The sequence below is a fragment of the Wenzhouxiangella sp. XN79A genome (assembly GCF_012272825.1).
GTDB lineage: Bacteria > Pseudomonadota > Gammaproteobacteria > Xanthomonadales > Wenzhouxiangellaceae.
In genome coordinates, this window is the sequence record NZ_JAAWWS010000142.1 from 47,847 (window position 1) to 65,315 (window position 17,469).

At 66.7% G+C, this 17,469-nt stretch carries 7 protein-coding genes; 2 read left to right on the forward strand and 5 right to left on the reverse strand.

Annotated features, from left to right (window positions below; translation table 11 throughout):
* Positions 1-21 precede the first annotated feature (21 nt).
* Positions 22-3,813: a PAS domain S-box protein gene (locus HFP89_RS06280; protein WP_168716794.1), complete on the reverse strand. Its 3,792-nt coding sequence runs from the start codon at positions 3,811-3,813 to the stop codon at positions 22-24.
* Here HFP89_RS06280 and HFP89_RS06285 point away from each other — a divergent pair.
* Positions 3,800-5,743 (forward strand): hypothetical protein, encoded by a 1,944-nt coding sequence (locus HFP89_RS06285; protein WP_168716795.1) that lies wholly within the window; start codon positions 3,800-3,802, stop codon positions 5,741-5,743. The genes HFP89_RS06280 and HFP89_RS06285 overlap by 14 nt on opposite strands.
* Before the next feature lie 7 nt (positions 5,744-5,750).
* Here HFP89_RS06285 and HFP89_RS06290 read toward each other — a convergent pair whose 3' ends face one another.
* From HFP89_RS06290 to HFP89_RS06300, 3 genes are all read right to left on the reverse strand, one after another.
* Positions 5,751-7,721 (reverse strand): calcineurin-like phosphoesterase C-terminal domain-containing protein, encoded by a 1,971-nt coding sequence (locus tag HFP89_RS06290; RefSeq protein ID WP_168716796.1) that lies wholly within the window; start codon positions 7,719-7,721, stop codon positions 5,751-5,753.
* Positions 7,722-7,871: 150 nt separating this feature from the next.
* Positions 7,872-8,735, reverse strand: a complete 864-nt coding sequence (locus HFP89_RS06295; protein ID WP_168716797.1) for an MBL fold metallo-hydrolase — start codon at positions 8,733-8,735, stop codon at positions 7,872-7,874.
* A gap of 62 nt (positions 8,736-8,797) precedes the next feature.
* Complete coding sequence (locus HFP89_RS06300; RefSeq protein ID WP_168716798.1) at positions 8,798-9,880, reverse strand: PA0069 family radical SAM protein; 1,083 nt, start codon at positions 9,878-9,880, stop codon at positions 8,798-8,800.
* 119 nt (positions 9,881-9,999) lie between these two features.
* Here HFP89_RS06300 and HFP89_RS06305 point away from each other — a divergent pair, with 119 nt between their 5' ends.
* Positions 10,000-11,238: a hypothetical protein gene (locus HFP89_RS06305; protein WP_168716799.1), complete on the forward strand. Its 1,239-nt coding sequence runs from the start codon at positions 10,000-10,002 to the stop codon at positions 11,236-11,238.
* A 394-nt stretch (positions 11,239-11,632) separates the two neighbouring features.
* On the opposite strand, the gene HFP89_RS06310 is transcribed toward HFP89_RS06305, so the two are convergent.
* Positions 11,633-17,155 carry an RHS repeat domain-containing protein gene (locus tag HFP89_RS06310; protein WP_168716800.1) on the reverse strand — a complete coding sequence of 1,841 codons (5,523 nt, stop codon included), beginning with the start codon at positions 17,153-17,155 and terminating at the stop codon, positions 11,633-11,635.
* Between the last annotated feature and the right edge of the window lie 314 nt (positions 17,156-17,469).

Below are 17,469 nucleotides of genomic sequence, written 5' to 3' on the forward strand. Positions count from 1 at the left end.
ACGAACGGCAGCCCCGCCGATTCAGTTCGAGCGGGTGGCCCGTTGCTCGAAGAACCGCAGGATGTCGTCCCCGCCCATCGGGCGGGCCAGGTGATAGCCCTGGTAGAAGTTGCAGTGCCGTTCCCGCAGGAATTGGAGTTGCGCGGCGGTTTCGACGCCTTCGGCGACGACTTCGATGCCCAGCGTCTGAGCCATCGAGATGATGGAGGCCGCCAGCGCGGCGCCTTTACGGCTTTCCACCGCAGCGCTCATGAACCGGCGATCGACTTTCAGTACCTGTGGATCGAGTTCCTGGAGATAGGCCAGCGAGGAAAAGCCGGTGCCGAAATCGTCGATGGACAGGCGAACCGATTGTTCCTGGATCTGATCGATGAAGTGATCGAACGATGTCCCCTGTTCCATCAGGACACTCTCGGTCAGCTCCAGCTCGAACAATTCCCGGTCGATCGAATGCTTGGCGAGCTTGTCGAGGAGTTGTCCGAGAAAGGCCGGGTTCTTGAGCTGAACGGCCGAAACATTGAACGCGATCCGGATGCTCGGATCGATCGTGCGGTGCAGGGTCGATGCAATCCTGCAGGCGTCGTCCAGAACGTACAGGCTCAGCGCATCGATCAGGCCGGTCTGTTCTGCGATCGGGATGAAGACATCGGGCGGGATGAAGCCGCGGGTCGGGTGATGCCAACGAGCGAGGATCTCCAACGCGACGATCCGGTCATCTTCGACGCGAGCGATCGGTTGCAGGTGGGCGGAAACCTGTCCCTGTTCGATCGCGCGTTCGAGTTCATTGTTGATGGTCAGGTGCTGCTGGGCGCTTTCGGTCATCGAGCTCGAATAGGCGGCCAGGGTTCCTCGAGCGCTGGTCTTGGCGTGAAACATTGCGGTTTCTGCATGTTTCAACAGTGATTCGGGACTGCTCGCATCGTCCGGGAACACGGCACTGCCCGCACTGAAGCCGACCTTTACGCTCGAGGTCCTGGACACCGGCACTCGTCCGCGCACGGACCCGGCGAGGAGCTGGAACACCTGCTTGGGGTCGTGCAGTTCGCCTTCCGTGCGTCGCAGGATGACGAAAACGTCGCCGCTGACCCGGAACACTTCCCCGCTTTGGCCGATTGCCTGACGGAACCGCCCCGCGATCGTCTTCAACAGAGAGTCGCCGATCAACGGAGAATAGCTTTCGTTGATGAGTCGGAAGTCGTCCAGGCCCACGACCGTCAACTCGATGCATTCCTTCTGATCATCGATCTCGGAAACCAGGTCATGGATGCGCTGCATCAACTGCTTGCGATTCGGCAGGCGGGTCAAGGCATCGACATGCTGGAGCTCGCGGACGAGATTCCTGGAGTTCTTCAGTTCGGTCAGATCGCTGAAGATGCCGACGTAGTTCAGGACCCGGCCGTCTTCGTCCTTGATCGAGGAAATCGAAAGCCATTCGGGATAGATCTCGCCGGACTTCCTGCGGTTCCAGATTTCGCCGTGCCAACGGCCGGTCGAGTGGATGGTGTCCCACATCGCCTGGTAGAAGCCGGCGTCCTGTCTGCCCGACGACAGCAGGTTGGGGTTCTTGCCGAGGACCTCGGCTTCGGTGTAGCCGGTAATGTTGGTGAATGCCTGGTTGACCCGTGTGATCGCAAGCGCCGAGTCGGTCACCGTGATTCCTTCGCCGGCGTTTTCCACGATGGCGTCGGCCTCGCGCATGCGCTGCTGATGCCGCTTGACCTCGGTGACGTCGACTGCGGTCGAAATCACCAGTTCGGGCGGACCGTCATCCAGGCCCTGGAGCGGTGCCGAGCTGAACCACCAGGTCCGCCGCGAGCCGTCCGCGCAGCGGATCTCGAATTCGCCTTCGTCCCGTCGATCGCCGTGTTCGAACAATTCGGCAATGGCAGCGCGGACCTGCTCGTGGTTGTCCGGATAGGCCAGGCGGGTCCAGGCCCGAACCGTCGGCAGCTGTTCAGGGCCATAGCCGCTGAGCTCCGTCCAGGCGCGATTGAGCAGGAGCACCCTGCCTTCCCGATCGTGGAGCATGGTCGGGTAGGGGGCCGCATCGATCGCGGAGAAGAGCCGACTGCGCTGCGCTTCGGCTTCCTGCTCTGCAGCGCGGCGCGCGGTGATGTCTTCGACCGCGCCCTCGAACAGTATTCCCTGCTGCTCGTCTTCGATCACGTGGGCGCTCACGGAAAGCCAGATCGAGCGGCCGGACAGCGTTCGTGCAGCCAGCTCGGTCTGTCTCAGTTCACCGGCCTCCAGGAGTCTTTCGCTGAATCGCACGCGCTGCTGCGGGTCCTGATACACGGAGGCTACGGGGATCCCGGTCAACTGCTCCGGAGAGGATGCGCCAAGCATCCGCGCGAGCGCGGCATTGGCATGCAGAAAGCAACCGTCTTCGCCGGGGGTGGCGGTATAGACGCCGACCGGAAGTTTCTCGAACTGGACACGATCCCGCTCGAGCTTCCGGTTGATGTCACGCAGCTCGGTGATGTCCTGGATCGTGGAATGCAACAGCGACTTGCCTTCGCGCCGGATGCGCCCGCTGTAGACGCAGACATCCAGAACCCGGCCGGTGGCTGTCCGATGCTGGAACTCGAACGCGTTGCGGTGACCGGTCAGGGCCTGTTGCATGGCGTTTCGCACTTCGTGTTCGGGCCATTGATTGATCTGCTGGATGTACAGACGTCGAAATGTCTCCAGGTTGTAGCCGTAGAGTGATTGCGCCGCCGGGTTGGCGTCGACGATCGCGCCCGATTCCGGATCGATGATCAGTTGGGGAGCCGGGCTCCGATCGAACAGCGCGTAGAGATTCTCGGCTTCCTGCTTCTGCAATGCCTCACGCCGACGTTGTTCGGTGAGGTCACGAACGAACGATGCGTTGATCAGTTCATCGTCGAACTCGATCGCACGAACGAGAACCTCGACCGGAATCAGTGTGCCGTCCTTGCGACGGTGCACTCGCTCGAGCGTCAAGGAGGTTCTCGATCGGCTGTCCGCCCAGTGTTGACGCCAGAAGTCGGGATCGATATCGAGATCGATATCGACCAGGGGTGTTTCGAGAAGCTCTTCCCGGGTATAGCCGAGGTAGTCCGCTGCCTGCTTGTTGACGTAGGCAAACGTGCCATCTTCGCGGGTCCAGAAGACCGCGACGGGCGCGTGGTGCAGCAGAAGTGCATGGATGTCGGAGATGAGCTGACCTCGAAGCCTTGCCGGTGGATGCCGTCGGTCCAGACTAGCGTATCCAGGTGTGGGGGTCCATATGCCTGGCCGTCCGGTCGCGGTGAGCTCATCGAGCGATGTTCGCCCCTCGATCGGAACGGCGCCGGCCCATTGCAGAAGGGATAAGCCGATGGCACCGGGACGGCCCCGCGTCGCGCGCGTCGCCTTTCGGCGGCACTCGGTTCCCGGGATATCGCTTCGATCGTGTTCCCTGCCCAAGGGGTTGCGATCGGAGCCACAGTCCGGCTCCATGGAGTGAGAGGACGGTAGCGCCGGCTGCGTCCTACCCGACAAGACCCAATCTGGAACGCGAACCTGGCTCGCCGGATCCCTAACCTGCTGCTTCTCCCGATCGCCCTCGCCGTGCCGGTTTCCGCCGGTTCGGCACCCTCGATCCCGTGGCACACACTCGACAGCGGTGGCGGTTCGAGCTCGGCCTCCGGGCTTGTGCTGCGCGGAACCCTGGGCCAGTGGGATGCCGGCGTCGCCGACAGCGCGCGCCTGGAGCTGGAGGGCGGGTTCTGGCCCGGGGGCGAGGTCGACATCGTGTTCCGCGACGGTTTCGAATCCTGACCAGGGAGGTTCCCGAATGCGACGTTCCATCGGTTTGTTCGTCTTCATCCTGTCCGCACTGCTCGCGCCGGCCCCGGGCGCTGCGCAGTTCGGCCAGTTCACCCACGTGACCTACCAGGGGGAACTGGAAGACAGCGGCGTGCCGGTCAACGGCGAGGTCGATCTGATCTTCTCGTTCTTCGATGCCGACAGCGGGGGCAGTCTGCTCGGGACCACAGCGATTCTCGGCCCGGTCCCGGTCGTCGATGGCCGGTTCACCGTCGCCGTCCCGGTCGATCCCTTCTGGCTGGAACAGCCGGCCTGGATGGAAATCGAAGTGGCCAACCCCAGTGGCGCCGCGGCCTTCGACCTGTTGACGCCGCGCCAGCCGGTCTCGCCGGCCCCGCGTGCGCTGGTTGCCGACTCGGTCGCGCCCGGTGCGTTGTTCTGGCAATCGGCGCTGCTCAGGGGGGGCGCACTCGACATCATCTACCCTGGCCGCTACGTCGGCATCGGCACGCCGGGGCCGGTGGCGCCGCTGAATGTCGAGGACGACAACGACGGCGTGGCGATCCTGGCACGCCAGTACGGGTCGTCGAACGGGGATGTCGCCATTCTCGGCGAGGCCCGTGCCGGATCGGGCGGGGTGACCGGCGTCCGGGGGCGTTCCCTGTCCAGCCCCGACGGCACCGGTGTACTCGGCGTGGCGCTGGGCAGCAGCGGCACCACGCGCGGAGTCCACGGCATCGCCGAAAGCAGCGACGGCATCGCGGTGCACGCCCAGCACACGGCCGGGTCGGGATCGGGCCAGGCGCTCCGGGCTTCGATCGACAGCGCGTTCGGCTACGCGGGCTTCTTCGAGGGCGGTCGGAACTATTTCGAAGGCCGGATCGGCGTCGGCCAGCAAGTCGAGCCGAACTATCTCCTCGACGCCCGTGGGCCGGGCGCCGCGCTGCGCGCCGAGGGTACCGGCGGCAGCGCGGCATTCCTGAGGCTGGAGCGGGAGGGCGCCGGCCAGTCCTACATCGCGCTGGGCAACGACGACGCGATGTTCTTCAACATCAATGCCACCGACCGGATGGTGCTCAGTGCCGACGGCGATCTCGGCCTGGGGACCCAGTCGCCGGATGCGGCGCTCGACGTGGTTCGGGGCGGCAGCCTGGATATCGGTGCACGAGTAACCAACAGCGCCGGCGGGGTCGGCTTCGAGGCCGTGATGGCCGGGCCTGCATCGATCGGCCTGCGCGCGAACGTTCCGCTCGGAATCGGTGTGTTCGCTGCAACCGCCTCCGGCAACGCAGTGGTCGCGCAGGCAACGGCGGCCGAGGCGACCGCAATCGAGGCGATCGCGACCAACAGCAGCGGCGATTCCGTCGGCGTGCGCGGAACGACCAACTCGCGGGTCGGTGCCGGCGTCGAGGGCCTGGCGACCTTCGAGGGCGCCGGGCTGAGGGGCGTCAGCCAGGCCGGCGGCATCGGGGTGCACGCGATCGGGCCGGTCAATGGGCTTGCGCTGCTGGCCGACGGCAATGTCACGGTCAACGGAACGCTGGCCAAGTCCGCCGGCTCGTTCCGCATCGATCATCCGCTCGATCCGAAGAACCGCTACCTGTCGCACTCCTTCGTCGAAAGCCCGGACATGATGAACATCTACAACGGCAACGTGGTCACTGACGAGAAGGGCTTTGCCCAAGTCGAGCTGCCCGAGTGGTTCGATGCCTTGAACCGGGACTTCCGCTACCAGCTGACGGTGATCGGGAGCTTCGCCCGGGCGACGATCGGACACGGGATCGAACAGGGCCGCTTCGTCATTCTGACCGATGAACCGAACGTCGAAGTCTCCTGGCAGGTGACCGGAATCCGCGATGACCCGTATGCTCGCGCGCATCCGATCCCGGTCGAGAGCGACAAGCCGGCGGGGGCACGAGGACGCTATCAGTTCGCCGACTGGGCGCGCTACGCCGACGACGAGCCGCGCTGACGCCGGTTCACTCGGCCCCGGCGTTCCATACGTCGGTGCGGAAGTGCCGGGGTGGCCGTTCCGGGCGGACCTCGAACAGCAACCGATCGACCGACCATTCGCCGTGGCGGTCGATGGAGGTGACTTCGGCGGTGTAGATGCCGGGTGCCAGGTCGGCGGGCAGGCGGGCGCGCCACAGGTGCATGTTGCGATCGGCCACGGCGCCCTGGGGCTGCGGCGCATCCGGGCCGCGCCGGCTGCCCTTGAACTGCTCGAAGCCCTGGGCCCGGTCTTCGCCGAGCGTGCTCTCCAGCGCCCAGCGGGCCACCGAGAGCTGGCGCTGGGCGGCGAACGGGTCGGCCCACTCGGCGCCGATCTTCGGTGCCTCACCGCTGCCCGACTGGGTCCGCACGGCGTTGAGCTCGGTCACCGTACCGTCGATGGCGGTCAGCACGGCCGCCACGCCGGATTCGCTGGAGCCGGCCCAGACGTTGACGGTCAGCCAGGTGCCGTCGGTCAGGTCGGCCGGAGTCAACAGCCCGGTGTCGGGCAGATCGTTGATCGAATACGGCGGGACCGGGTCGCGCGTGTCCCGGTCCTGCTCGCGCCAGTCCATGATCGTCTCGAACCAGTGCCGGAAGGCCGGGGTGTTCAGGCCCAGCCACTGGCGACGGTCCGGATCGATTCGCGATCCGCGGTAGCGCTCGCGCACTTCGATGCCGTCGAAGTCCAGCAGCAGCACGCCGCTGGGCGCGCCCATGCGCTGCAGGGTCATCGGGTTGCCGTCGATATCGAAATCGCCGGCGAACCAGGCGCCGGAGCCGGCGCCGGCAACGATGTGCCGGAACGGGAGTGCGTCGACGCCGGCGTTGTCCGCCCAGCCTTCGAAATGCTGTCCCGGGGCGTGGTTCTCGACCGTATGGGTGTGTCCGCTCAGCGCCAGCGCCGGGCGGCCGGCGAGCAAGGCATGCAGCTCGCCGCTGTTGTCGGTCTGGTGCTTGGGGCTGCGCGAGTCGACGAACGAGACCAGCGGAATGTGGGTGGCGATGACGATCTTCCGGTTCATCGGCACCGTGTCGAGCAGGCCGGCCAGCCAGGTCATCTGTTCGTCGCTGATCCGGCCGTTGTAGGTCGGTCGCTCCGGATCGCCGCAGAACTCGTGCTTCGCGTCGGCCGGTGCCGGGCCGCAGGGGTAGACGACGTTGTCGAGGACGACGAACAGTACTTCGCCCCGCTCGAAGGCGTAGTACTCCGGGCCGATGATCCGGCGCCAGGAGTCGGCCGAGTCGTCGTCGCTGGCCGCGTCGAAGTCGAAATCGTGGTTGCCGTGGACCAGCCACTGGGGCGCGCCGGCCGAGGCGCCGATCTCCATCAGTCGCGGCAACAGGCCGAGGTCGTCGCCGACCACGTCGCCGACGTAGAGCAGGCAGCCGTCGGCGCCCAGGCCTTCGTCGAGCAGGTCGGTCATCGGGCCGTCGCGCAGCCAGTCGATTTCCTGGTTGGAATAGGCCTGGGTGTCGCCGAACACCGCGCAGCGGAACGCATCGTCGGTGGTCGTGCGCCGGACCAGCGGAAAGTTCACCGATGCCGGCACCGGGCCGGTGTCCGGCAGACCCCCGAAGCGTAGCGGGGTCGGCGTGCCGCCGGGCTTGTGGACGTAGAAGAACTGCGGCAGTTGCTTGTCGTCGACCGGAACGCGCCAGCCGGCCGGCTGGACGATGGTCAGGTTCATGTCGTTGCGCGCGCCGATCGAATAGCGGCCCTCGGCGTCGGTCATCACCCAGTCCAGCCCGTTGCTGACCCGAACGCCCGGCACACCCGGCTCGCCGTCGTCGAACACCGAGTCACGGTCGAGATCCTCGAACACCCGACCGGTGAACGCCTCGGCCCCGACGGCGCCGTCGCCGACCTGTGGGCTGCCGATGTAGGGCGCGTTGGCGCGGGCCATCGACACACCGATCCAGGCAAGGACAGTGATGGCAAGCAGGGCTCGGGACATGAACGGCTCCGGCGACGCGGGTGCAAACCAGAACCGTACTGCACGCGGTTTACGGGAAAGTGACGGTGACGATACGGCCGAACGATCGGGTGCGCCTCTCGAATCGCAACGCGGGCGCGAACGGCCGCGCAATTGCCGGACGAACCGGGCTCAGAACCGGTCGAGCGGGATCTTCAGATAGGCGACGCCGTTGTCCTCCGGCGTCGGCCGATGGCCGGCGCGGATATTGATCTGTATGGCGGGAAGGATCAGCTTCGGCATGCCCAGGGTGGCGTCGCGCTCGTGGCGCAGCTTCACGAACTCCTCCTCGGTGCGTTCGCCGCCGACGTGGACGTTGTCCGCCTTCTGTGCCGCCACCGTGGTCTCGTAGCGCAGCTCGCGCCCGCCCGGAGCGTAGTCGTGGCACATGAACAGCCGGGTATCGTCCGGCAGTGCGAACAGGCGGCGGGTGGATTGCCAGAGGACGTGGGCATCGCCGCCGGGAAAGTCGCAGCGCGCGGTACCCGCGTCGGGCATGAACAAGGAATCGCCGACGAAGGCCGCGTCGCCGATGAGGTAGGTCACCGAGTCCGAGGTGTGACCCGGCGTCGGAATGACGCGGCCGGTCAGGCCCCCGATCGCGAAGGTTTCGTCATCGGCGAACAGATGGTCGAACTGCGAGCCGTCCGTGACCAGTGCCTCGCCGAGGTTCAGGACCTCGCGGAACGTGGCCTGGACCTTCGTGATTCCGCGGCCGATGCCGATGCGGCCGCCGAGTTCGCCCTGCAGGTACGGCGCGGCGCTCAGGTGATCGGCGTGGGCGTGGGTTTCGAGAATCCACGCGGTCTCCAGGCGGTGCTGCCTGACGAACGCGATCACTTCGTCGGCGGCGTCGGTCGAGGTTCGCGCCGCGGCGGCGTCGTAGTCCAGCACCGGGTCGACGATCGCGGCCGAAGCGCTGCCCGGGTCGCGGACGACGTAGCTGAACGTGCCGGTGGGTTCATGGTGGAAGGCGTGGACGTCGGGTTTGGTCATGGCGGAGCCGGGGTATATACGTGGTCTCGAATATACCGCCTCGCCGTCCCGTTCGCCGGCGTTCAGATCAGCGCGAGTTGATCGCCGCTGCGCGTTGGACGGCGGAACTGCGAGGTGTCGAGCTCGAAGCGGTCGTCGCCGGTCAGCCCGAATCGGCGCTGCGCGACGCGGAAGCGGTTGCGGATCAGGGTCGCGAACGGGCCGGTGCCGGTCATTCGGGTGCCGAAGGCGCTGTCGTAGTCCTTGCCGCCGCGCATCTGTTGCACGAGGCTCATGACGTGCTTCGCCCGGTCCGGGTAGTTCCTGGCCAGCCAGTCCCGGAACACGGTCTTCAACTCGTGCGGGAGGCGCAGCAGCACGTAACCGGCCGCGCCGGCACCGGCGTCGGCGGCGGCCTCGAGGATCGCTTCGATCTCGCGGTCGTTGATCTGCGGGATGACCGGTGCGGCCAGCACGCCCGGCTTCAGGCCCAGGTCGGCCATCGCTCGCAGGACCTTCAGGCGGCCCGCCGGCGAGGCGGTCCGGGGCTCGAGCGTGCGCTTCAGGTCGTCGTCCAGCGTGGTCAGGCTGACCGAGACCGACAGCAGGTTGCGGTCGGCCAGTTCGCCGAGTACGTCCAGATCGCGCAGGATCGTGATGCCCTTGGTCAGGATCGACACCGGGTGACGATATTCCAGCAATAATTCAAGCAGTTGCCGCGTGATCTTCAGCTTGCGCTCGATCGGCTGGTAGGCGTCGGTGTTGATGCCGAGCACGATCGGCTTGCACACGTAGTTCGGATTCCGCAGCGCAGCCTCGAGCAGCTCGAGCGCGTTGTGCTTGAAGAACAGCTTCGTCTCGAAATCCAGTCCCGGCGACAGGTCGAGCCGGGCGTGCGAGGGTCGAGCGAAGCAGTAGACGCAGCCGTGCTCGCAGCCGCGATAGGGGTTGATCGACTGCTCGAAGGGCACATCCGGCGACTGGTTGCGGCTGATGATCGACTTGGCCGTCTCGGCCGTGACCGTGGTCGGAAGCGCTGGCAGGTCCTCGATTTCGCGCGGCCAGCCGTCGTCGACCGGGCTACGGCCGATCCGCGTGTACCGATGCTCGGGATTCGTTCCAGCGCCGCGGCCGCGAGGCCGGGGTTGATCGAGATGGATCGTCATGCTGTATACATTAACAGTATTCTGCGCGCCGGCACAAGGCCGGTGTTGGGCGTCGGGTTGCAGGACCGGGACTGAACTGGCTACGCTGCAGTCGATCCTCGTCACTGGGGTTTGGAGCCATGATCCGAAACGCCACGATGGCGACCGCGGCTTTCGTGGTCGGACTCAGCGGGTTCGTCGGTGCCGTCCAGGCCCAGCGGACCGTGCCGGAAGCGCCGTATTCGGTTCCCCTGCTCGACGCCCGCGGGGCGGCGCTGGGAACGACGCGCTACGGCTCGGCGGCGCTGCCATCCGAAGACGACCCGGCCCGCGCGCGATTGATCGAGGCGGCGGCCGCCGGGTTGCGCGGGTACACCGTGTATCTGGACTGGCCGGCGCTGGAACCCTCGCCCGGCGTCTATTCCTTCGACGCGGTCCGATCCGAACTCGATGCGCTGCAGGCCCTCGGCATCCAGTCCTTCGTCAACATCACCGTCGGTGACATCGGCGAATACGTGGTACCGGCACCGTATGCCGACGGCGAGGGCGGGCTGGCGCCGGGTGTCCGACTGGACGATCCCGCGCTGCTGGAACGCTTCGGCGCGCTGCTCGACGCGCTGGTGCCGGAGCTGGTCGATCGCGGCGCCTTCGTGCTTGCGGTGGGCAACGAGATCGACGACCGGCTCGACGACGATGCCGAGGAGCGGGCGGCCTACCGGGTGTTCGCCGAGGCCGCCCGCGAGCGGGTCCGCGCACTCGAACCGGACCTGTTGGTCGGCATCACGCTGACGTCGAACGCCCATCGCGGCGATACGGCGACGCGTGCGGCGCTCATCGATGTGACCGATTTCCTGGCGATCAACTACGCGCCGATCGCGCCGGATTTCTTCGTTCGGCCCGAAGCCGAGATCGCTGCCGATTTCACGGAAGCCATGGACGCGATGCCGCCGGGGCCGATCCTGATCCAGGAGCTGACCTGCCCGAACCCGGCCTCGATGAACGCCTCGCTGGCCTGGCAGGCGGCCTGTTTCGAGATTTTGCTCGATGCCATCGGCCGCAATCCCCGGATCCGCTTCGCGTCGGTGTTCACGCTGGAGGACTTCGACGGCGCGACCTGTGCGGCGGTGCAGCAGGCGCTGGGCGCCGGGCTGGACGATGTGCCGCCGGACTTTCGGCAGCGCTTTCTCGACTATCTCTGTGGCCTCGGGGTGCTGGCATCCGACGGCACGCCGCACCCGGCCTGGGCGGCGCTGCTCGACTTCTTGCAGCGGCCGGTTGGCCGGCTCCGGCTCGAGCTCCGGCAGGGCGGAGGCGGCGCGTCGGTTTCCGGTGGCTCGTCGATGGACGCGTCCCGTCCCGGTGTCCGTCGCCTTCGGTGATCCGATCGGTAGGACGACCCGATCCGTCGTGCATCCGGTTTCCGACAGCAGTCCGCTCGGGTCGATCGACGGCGGTACGTCGGGATCGATCGGGTCGCCGATCACCTGCAACCCGCTGATGTTGCCGGTACCGTCCCGACGATCATCGCGACGATCATCGCGACGATCAACCCCGACGATCAACCCCGACGATCAAGCAGGCTGTTTCGAGATTCCGCGCCCGGCGCCTGGCCTGCGTTCGGCCAACTCGGCGATGGCCCGGTCCCGATCGAGCAGCAACCAGGTCCTCCGGCCGTCGACGACGCGATACAGCAGCCGGTCGCGACCGCCGTCGTGGCGGCTGCCCCTTGGCATTCGGCGTCGTCGCGGCCCCATCGGAGAGCGCCGATGCAGATCACTCGGGAGCGTTGCAGCCGGTGATCGGTTGCAGATCGGATCGCTCGATGGTCGGGTTCGCGGCTGCCTGGGCAGGATTCATGATGATTTCGGCCAGTGGGTCGAAATAAGCGAAATTGGCGGCCGACCAGTTCGCGATGTGGCACGGGTAGCTCAGGTCGTCGGGGTTTCCGGGGATGACCGTTCGGGCGGCGGTAATGAACGTCTCGAGAAAGAGTGCCCAGTCGTAGGCCGGACCTTCTCCGGTCGGGTCGGTGAATCGGGTGGGGTGGTTGTAGACGTAGCGGTAGAGGTTGAAGTCGCGTCCGCCGTGTCGGATCGGGTCTTCCTGCGTGAATCGGCCAAGATACGGGTCGAGGAAGCGCCGGCGATTGTCGTAGAGGCCGATGGCGTCCAGGTAAGGCCGTGCGGCAAAGCGCAGCGGTTCGTCGCCGGCCGGCAGCGAACCGGCCTGCAGGTTGCCGAAGGCGTCGTAGTCGACCCAGCTCAGCGCGAGGTAGTTCTGATCGGTGATCCCGCGGATCGATCCGATCGCGTCGCGCAGGAACCAGCGCTCTCCGATCGCGTCGTCGCGCCAGGCCGCGTGGATCTGATCCATGGACGACGGATCGTAGAGGTAGGCCGTGCCGATCTCCCCCGCGCCGTCGGCAAACTCGGCGATGACGTTGTCGCGGTCATGCAGGAACCAGGTCTTCTGGCCGTCGACGATCCGATACAGCAGACGGTCACGGTAGTCGTACTGCATCTCGATCGTCGTCGTGGCCGGCGCGCCGAGGCTCGGGTGGACCGTGGCCAGGACCAGGCGGTCGCGGTGGTCGTAGGCGAACTCGTCGACTTCCCCGGTCGCGTTGTTCGTCCGCCGGGTCAGGTTGCCCGCGTTGTCGTACTCGTAGCCGAAGTCCCCCGCCGCGGTGATGCGGTTGGCGGTCGCGACGGTCGCGGTTCCCGGCGCCAGATGCGACGTGATCCGGTTGCCGGCGGCGTCGAAGCCGTAGCTTTCGTCGGCGTAGGCCGGGTTGTCGTGAGTGGCCGCTGTCAGCTGGCTGTCGACGTCGTAGCCGTAGCTCACCGTGTTGGCGGCGTGCTGTTCCTGCGTGATCCGGCCCCCGGCGTCGTGCTGGTAGAGCAATTCGCCGTTCGGGTGCAGCAGCAGGCCGGTCGGGTCTTCGTGCCGGATCGAACTCAGGCGGCCCAACGGGTCGTAGCCGTACCGGGTCACGGAACGGGCCGCGCTGCCGCCCGATGCGGTCGTGCTCTCGATTCGGCTGATCTTGCCGTCGCCGCGCCGGATCATGCGCACCGAGTTGCCGCCGCCGTCCGGATGCGTCCACCGCAGGCCCCAGCTGCGGCCTCCGAAGACGTCGACACTGATGCTGGCTTGCGCCGTGAATCCGATCCTGGCGTTGATCACCGTCGGAAATTCCGCGTCGCCGCTCCAGGCGTAGCTGACGTTCCAAGCGGCCTGCCCGGGCAGGGTGTACTGCACACTGTTCGGACGGGGCAACGCTCCCGAGTACTCCAGCGTGTAGGTCTCGCCGCCGACCCCATCGTCCACCCAATCGTCCACCCGCCGCAGGCCCTGGGTCGCGCTGTAGGTCATCTCGATCTCCCGCACCACGGCGCCGCCGCCGTCATGCCAGCGCTCGAAGCGCAGGCGGCGGTTGGCGTCCCATTCGAAGGTACGCCGCAGGCCGTTGCGGTTGACGACCTCGATCACGTTGCCGTTCTCGTCGACGACGCGGGTCTCGGACGCTCCGGCGCCGTCGGTGTAGCCGACCATCGCGTCGGTGCTGTCCCAGCTGTAGGTGCTGGTGTTGCCGAGGGGGTCGGTGATGCCGAGGGGATTCCCGTCCGGGTCGTAACTGGTCGTCGTCTCGGCGCCGCTCGACAGCACCACGCGGGTCGGACGTTCGTTCGCATCGAAGTCGATCCGCGTCACATTGCCGAGCCGATCGGTACGGGTCCACGAGCCGTCGGCGTTCTCGACCAGCGTGGCCGTGTTCCCCAGCGCGTCGGTCTGCGTGTTCAGGCGGCCAGCCGGCGTGAAGCCGATGTCCAGCGGGCCATCCGCGTCCTCGTAGACGCTGACGCGTCCGCTGGCCGTTCGTTCGTACTGCACCCGTTCGCCGGCAGCATCGCTGCGCTGGCTCAGATAGCCGTTGCTGTCGTACCGGTACTCCGTGATGTCGTCGTTTCCGCGCGAGCGTGTAAGCAATCTGCCGTCCGGATTCCAGCTGAAGTCATGGTCCAGACCGTCGAAGGGACGTTCGCTCAATCGATTGCCGGCGGCGTCGTAGGTGAACTCGCTGACCCGGCCGTCGTAATCGTTGTAGCGCGTAATGTTGCCGAACGCGTCGTACTCGACCGTGATGCGTTGATTGCCGAGCGTCACCAGCGGGGAGTTCAGGCTGACCGGACGACCCCGGTCGTCGTAGGCGTAGTCCCATGCCTCGCCGCTGGGGTCGATCAGCCGGGTCTCGCGGTCGGGGTTGGTCGGGTCGCCGTACTCGTACTGCGTGACGTTGCCTTTCGGGTCCTCGAGGCGCGTGACGTTACCGCGCTCGTCGTACTGAATTTCAAAGATGTTTCCGCGCGCATCCGTCTGGAGGCCGATGAAGCCCTGCGGGTCGTACAGCGATTCGCGTCGGTTGCCGTTCTCGTCGATGACGGCGACCAGGCGGCCGGTATCGGGGTCGTACTCGTAGCGCCGCGGCATCCGGCCCTCGGGGTCGATGATCCTCTCGAGGTAGTGGGCCGGGTCGGTCCGATAGACATAGGTCGTTTCCTTGCCGTCCGGGTCGATGTAGGAAACCAGGTCGCCGGCCGCGTCGTAACCGTAGATCCAGGCGTTGCCGTCCGGGTCGCGGACCTCGATGATCCGGCCCTGGCCGTCGCGGACGAACTGCAGGCCGGGCCCGTTGGAGTGATCGATGCCGTTGTCGTTGACGCTGATCCGGTTGCCGTTGAGGTCTTCGGCCGCCAGCAGGCCCTGGTCCTCGTGGAGGAAGTAGCGCCGTCCGTCGGGTGCGATCAACACGTACTGTTCCGGGTTCCAAGGGAAGCCGATCGAGAACAGCCGGACCGTGCCGTCGCCGTTCAGGCGGAGGAAGGCCTCATTGGCCTGCGGCACCTCGAGCCGGTGGTAGTTTCCGGGATCGGCCTCGAATCTCGCGAAGTAGGGCTGGCCCAGAGGACTGGGCGGGCCGGGTTCGACGTCGAAGGTGAAGGCCAGGCGCTCGCCGGTCGGCGCGTCGAGGTAGACCCGGGTGCCGACGCGGAACGGCGTCGATCCGAACAGGCCGAGGGTGCCCGTGTCCGGAACGGTTTCACCGATATCGGCGTCGACCAGGCCCAGCGACCAGCCGAAGCCGAGGTCGCCGTCGGTGTCGGCGCGCAGCGAGTCGTACACCCGGGTCATTCGGAGGGGGAAGCCGGCCAGGTCGAGTTCGATATCGTCGAACTCCAGCCGGTTCCGCCCGAACTTGGCGTCGCCGACGACATCGAGCACCAGCGCTTCGACGCGGCCGAGGCCGATGTCGTTGCGGGCGATGATGCGGACGACGTAGCGGCCGTTCCTGAGGACCGTGCCGTCGAAATTCGCGAGGACCTCGGGCGTTGGCACCGCGGACGTGCCTTCGCCGATCCGTGTCCAGTCGGCCTCGTCGGACGCGACGTTGTTCAGGTCGACCTGGTCGATCGGCGCGAACTCGACGACCCAGTCGATCAGCGGCCGCTGCGATTCGATCGTGCCCTCGATATCGACGGTCACGGTGACCGAGTCCTCGACGGCCGGCGAAGTGATCGTCACGACGGGACGCAGCTGCTCTTCCGGAACGTTCTTCGCCAGCACCTGGCCGAACCAGGCGAACTGGCCCAGGCCGTTCTCGGCGGTCAGGCGCAGGAAATAGATGCCGTCGGGCAGCGACGACAGCGGTGCGATGCCGAGCAGGTCGGACGCGACCGGTCCCGTTCCGGTACCGATTTCGATGTAGTCCGGGTCGGCGGCGGCCAGGTCGTAGGGGTCGACGAGGTCGACCGGCGCGTATTCCAGCGTCCAGGCCGTCGGCGCCGGGTCGCCGAGCACCTGGCCGATGATGTCGACGTCGCCGTCGGCGCTGACGCCGGGGGCGGGCGTAAGGATGCGCGCACGGGGCGAGGTGGCCGCGCTCTGATTCGACTGGCCGGCGGCGTTCGGATCGAAGGGCACGCTTCCGTCGGCGTTCATGACGTAGATCTGGAGCTGACGCGTCGCGGTCTGGCCGCCGGAATCGGTGGTTTCCGCTTCGATCAGCAGCTGGCCGGGCAGCAGCAGGTCGATGTCGGCCGCCGCGTCGTCATCGAGGGTCACCGCTGCACCGTTGGCGGTCACGGTCAGGCTGGCGATGCCGAGGTCGTCCTCGGCATGGGCCTGCAGGCGGACCGATTCGCCGGCGCGCAGCTCCGGCGTGGCCGGCACGTTGTCCTCGATGCCCAGCGTCAGTGTCGGCGGCAGGTCGCGGGCGAAGCGGCCGAAATCCAGATCCGTGAACTCGAATTCTTCCGGCGTCATCGTGACGATGTGGGCGTCCGGGTCGGCGGCCGCGAAGTTCAGCACCTCGGCGCCGACGAACTCGAAGCCGAACCAGGTGCCCAGATTGTCCAGCGCGACCACCTTGACGAACCGGATCGCGCCGCGAACCTCGTAGTCGGCGAGGTCGATGTTCAGCGTGCCCTCGTTCTGTTCGAACACCCCGATGCTCTGGAGGTCGTCGATGGTCTCGCCGATGAATACCTCGGCCCGTTCGCCCGCGCCGCCCCCGGAGTAGCTGTAGAGCACCAGGTCGGTCCCGCCGCCGTCGACGATCGGCTCGTCGAATCGCAGCGTGATCCTGGATCCGAGCGGCAACGTAAGCAGCTCGGTGCCGTTCCGCGGAAAGGGCCCGCTGGCGAGGTTACGCACGCCGATCGGCTCCAGTACGAGATCGACCGAGTCGACGATCTGAGCCGATGCGTTCGAGGCAGTCGACCCCCAGTTCGGCGGATAGTCCGAGGCCATCCGGCCGTAGGGCACGTCGAAGTTCCCGACCCCGGGCGGCGCATGCACGTATTCGACGACCTCGTCGGGCAGGCGATCGTAGGCCGGCGTCAGCCCGCCGGCGGGAAAGGTCTGCAGGTTCGGCGCCGGCAGCACCTGGCGTACGTGCCAGACCCCGGCACCGACCCCGGCGAAACGGTAGCGCCCCTCGGCGTCGGTCCGGTCCAGCGGTTCGCCGCCGTCGAAGCGGCCGTTGTAGTTCGCGTCCAGGTAGACCTCGACGCCGGCCAGCGGCTGGCCGTCGACCAGGTCGCCGTCGCTGTCCGGGTCGAAGAAGGCCCGCCCCTCGATCGATCCGCCGAGCAGTTCGAAACCCTCGAAGCTGTTGGCGTAGATCAGGTCGTCGGCCGGGTCGCCCTGTGCGGCGGCCGGGATTGTTGCTGAGATCGTCGCAGAAACCAGGCCAGCGGCCGTCAGTGCGCGAACGGCTTTGCGGAAATCGGTCATCGGTCTTGCCCTCGGTGCGTGCCGGAGGAACTCTAGGTCGGCCCGGGCTGCAAGTCCTTCAGATTCCGTGAAAGATCGTGAAATCGAATGATTCGAGGTGTTCTCGAGATTCCCTGAAAAACAGCCGATTCACGGGCTTTCACAATCTTTCACCGCGTTCGAAGGATTCCCCCCGGGAAGTCGAATAGCTTGACGGCGCGCGTTCAGGCGCTGTGCCGAGCGAATACCGAGGGAATCGAAAATGACGAACAAGGATCTACGCAGAACGGTTCTCGCGGCCTTGCTGCTGGCCGCGCCTTCCGCAGGCTTTTCCG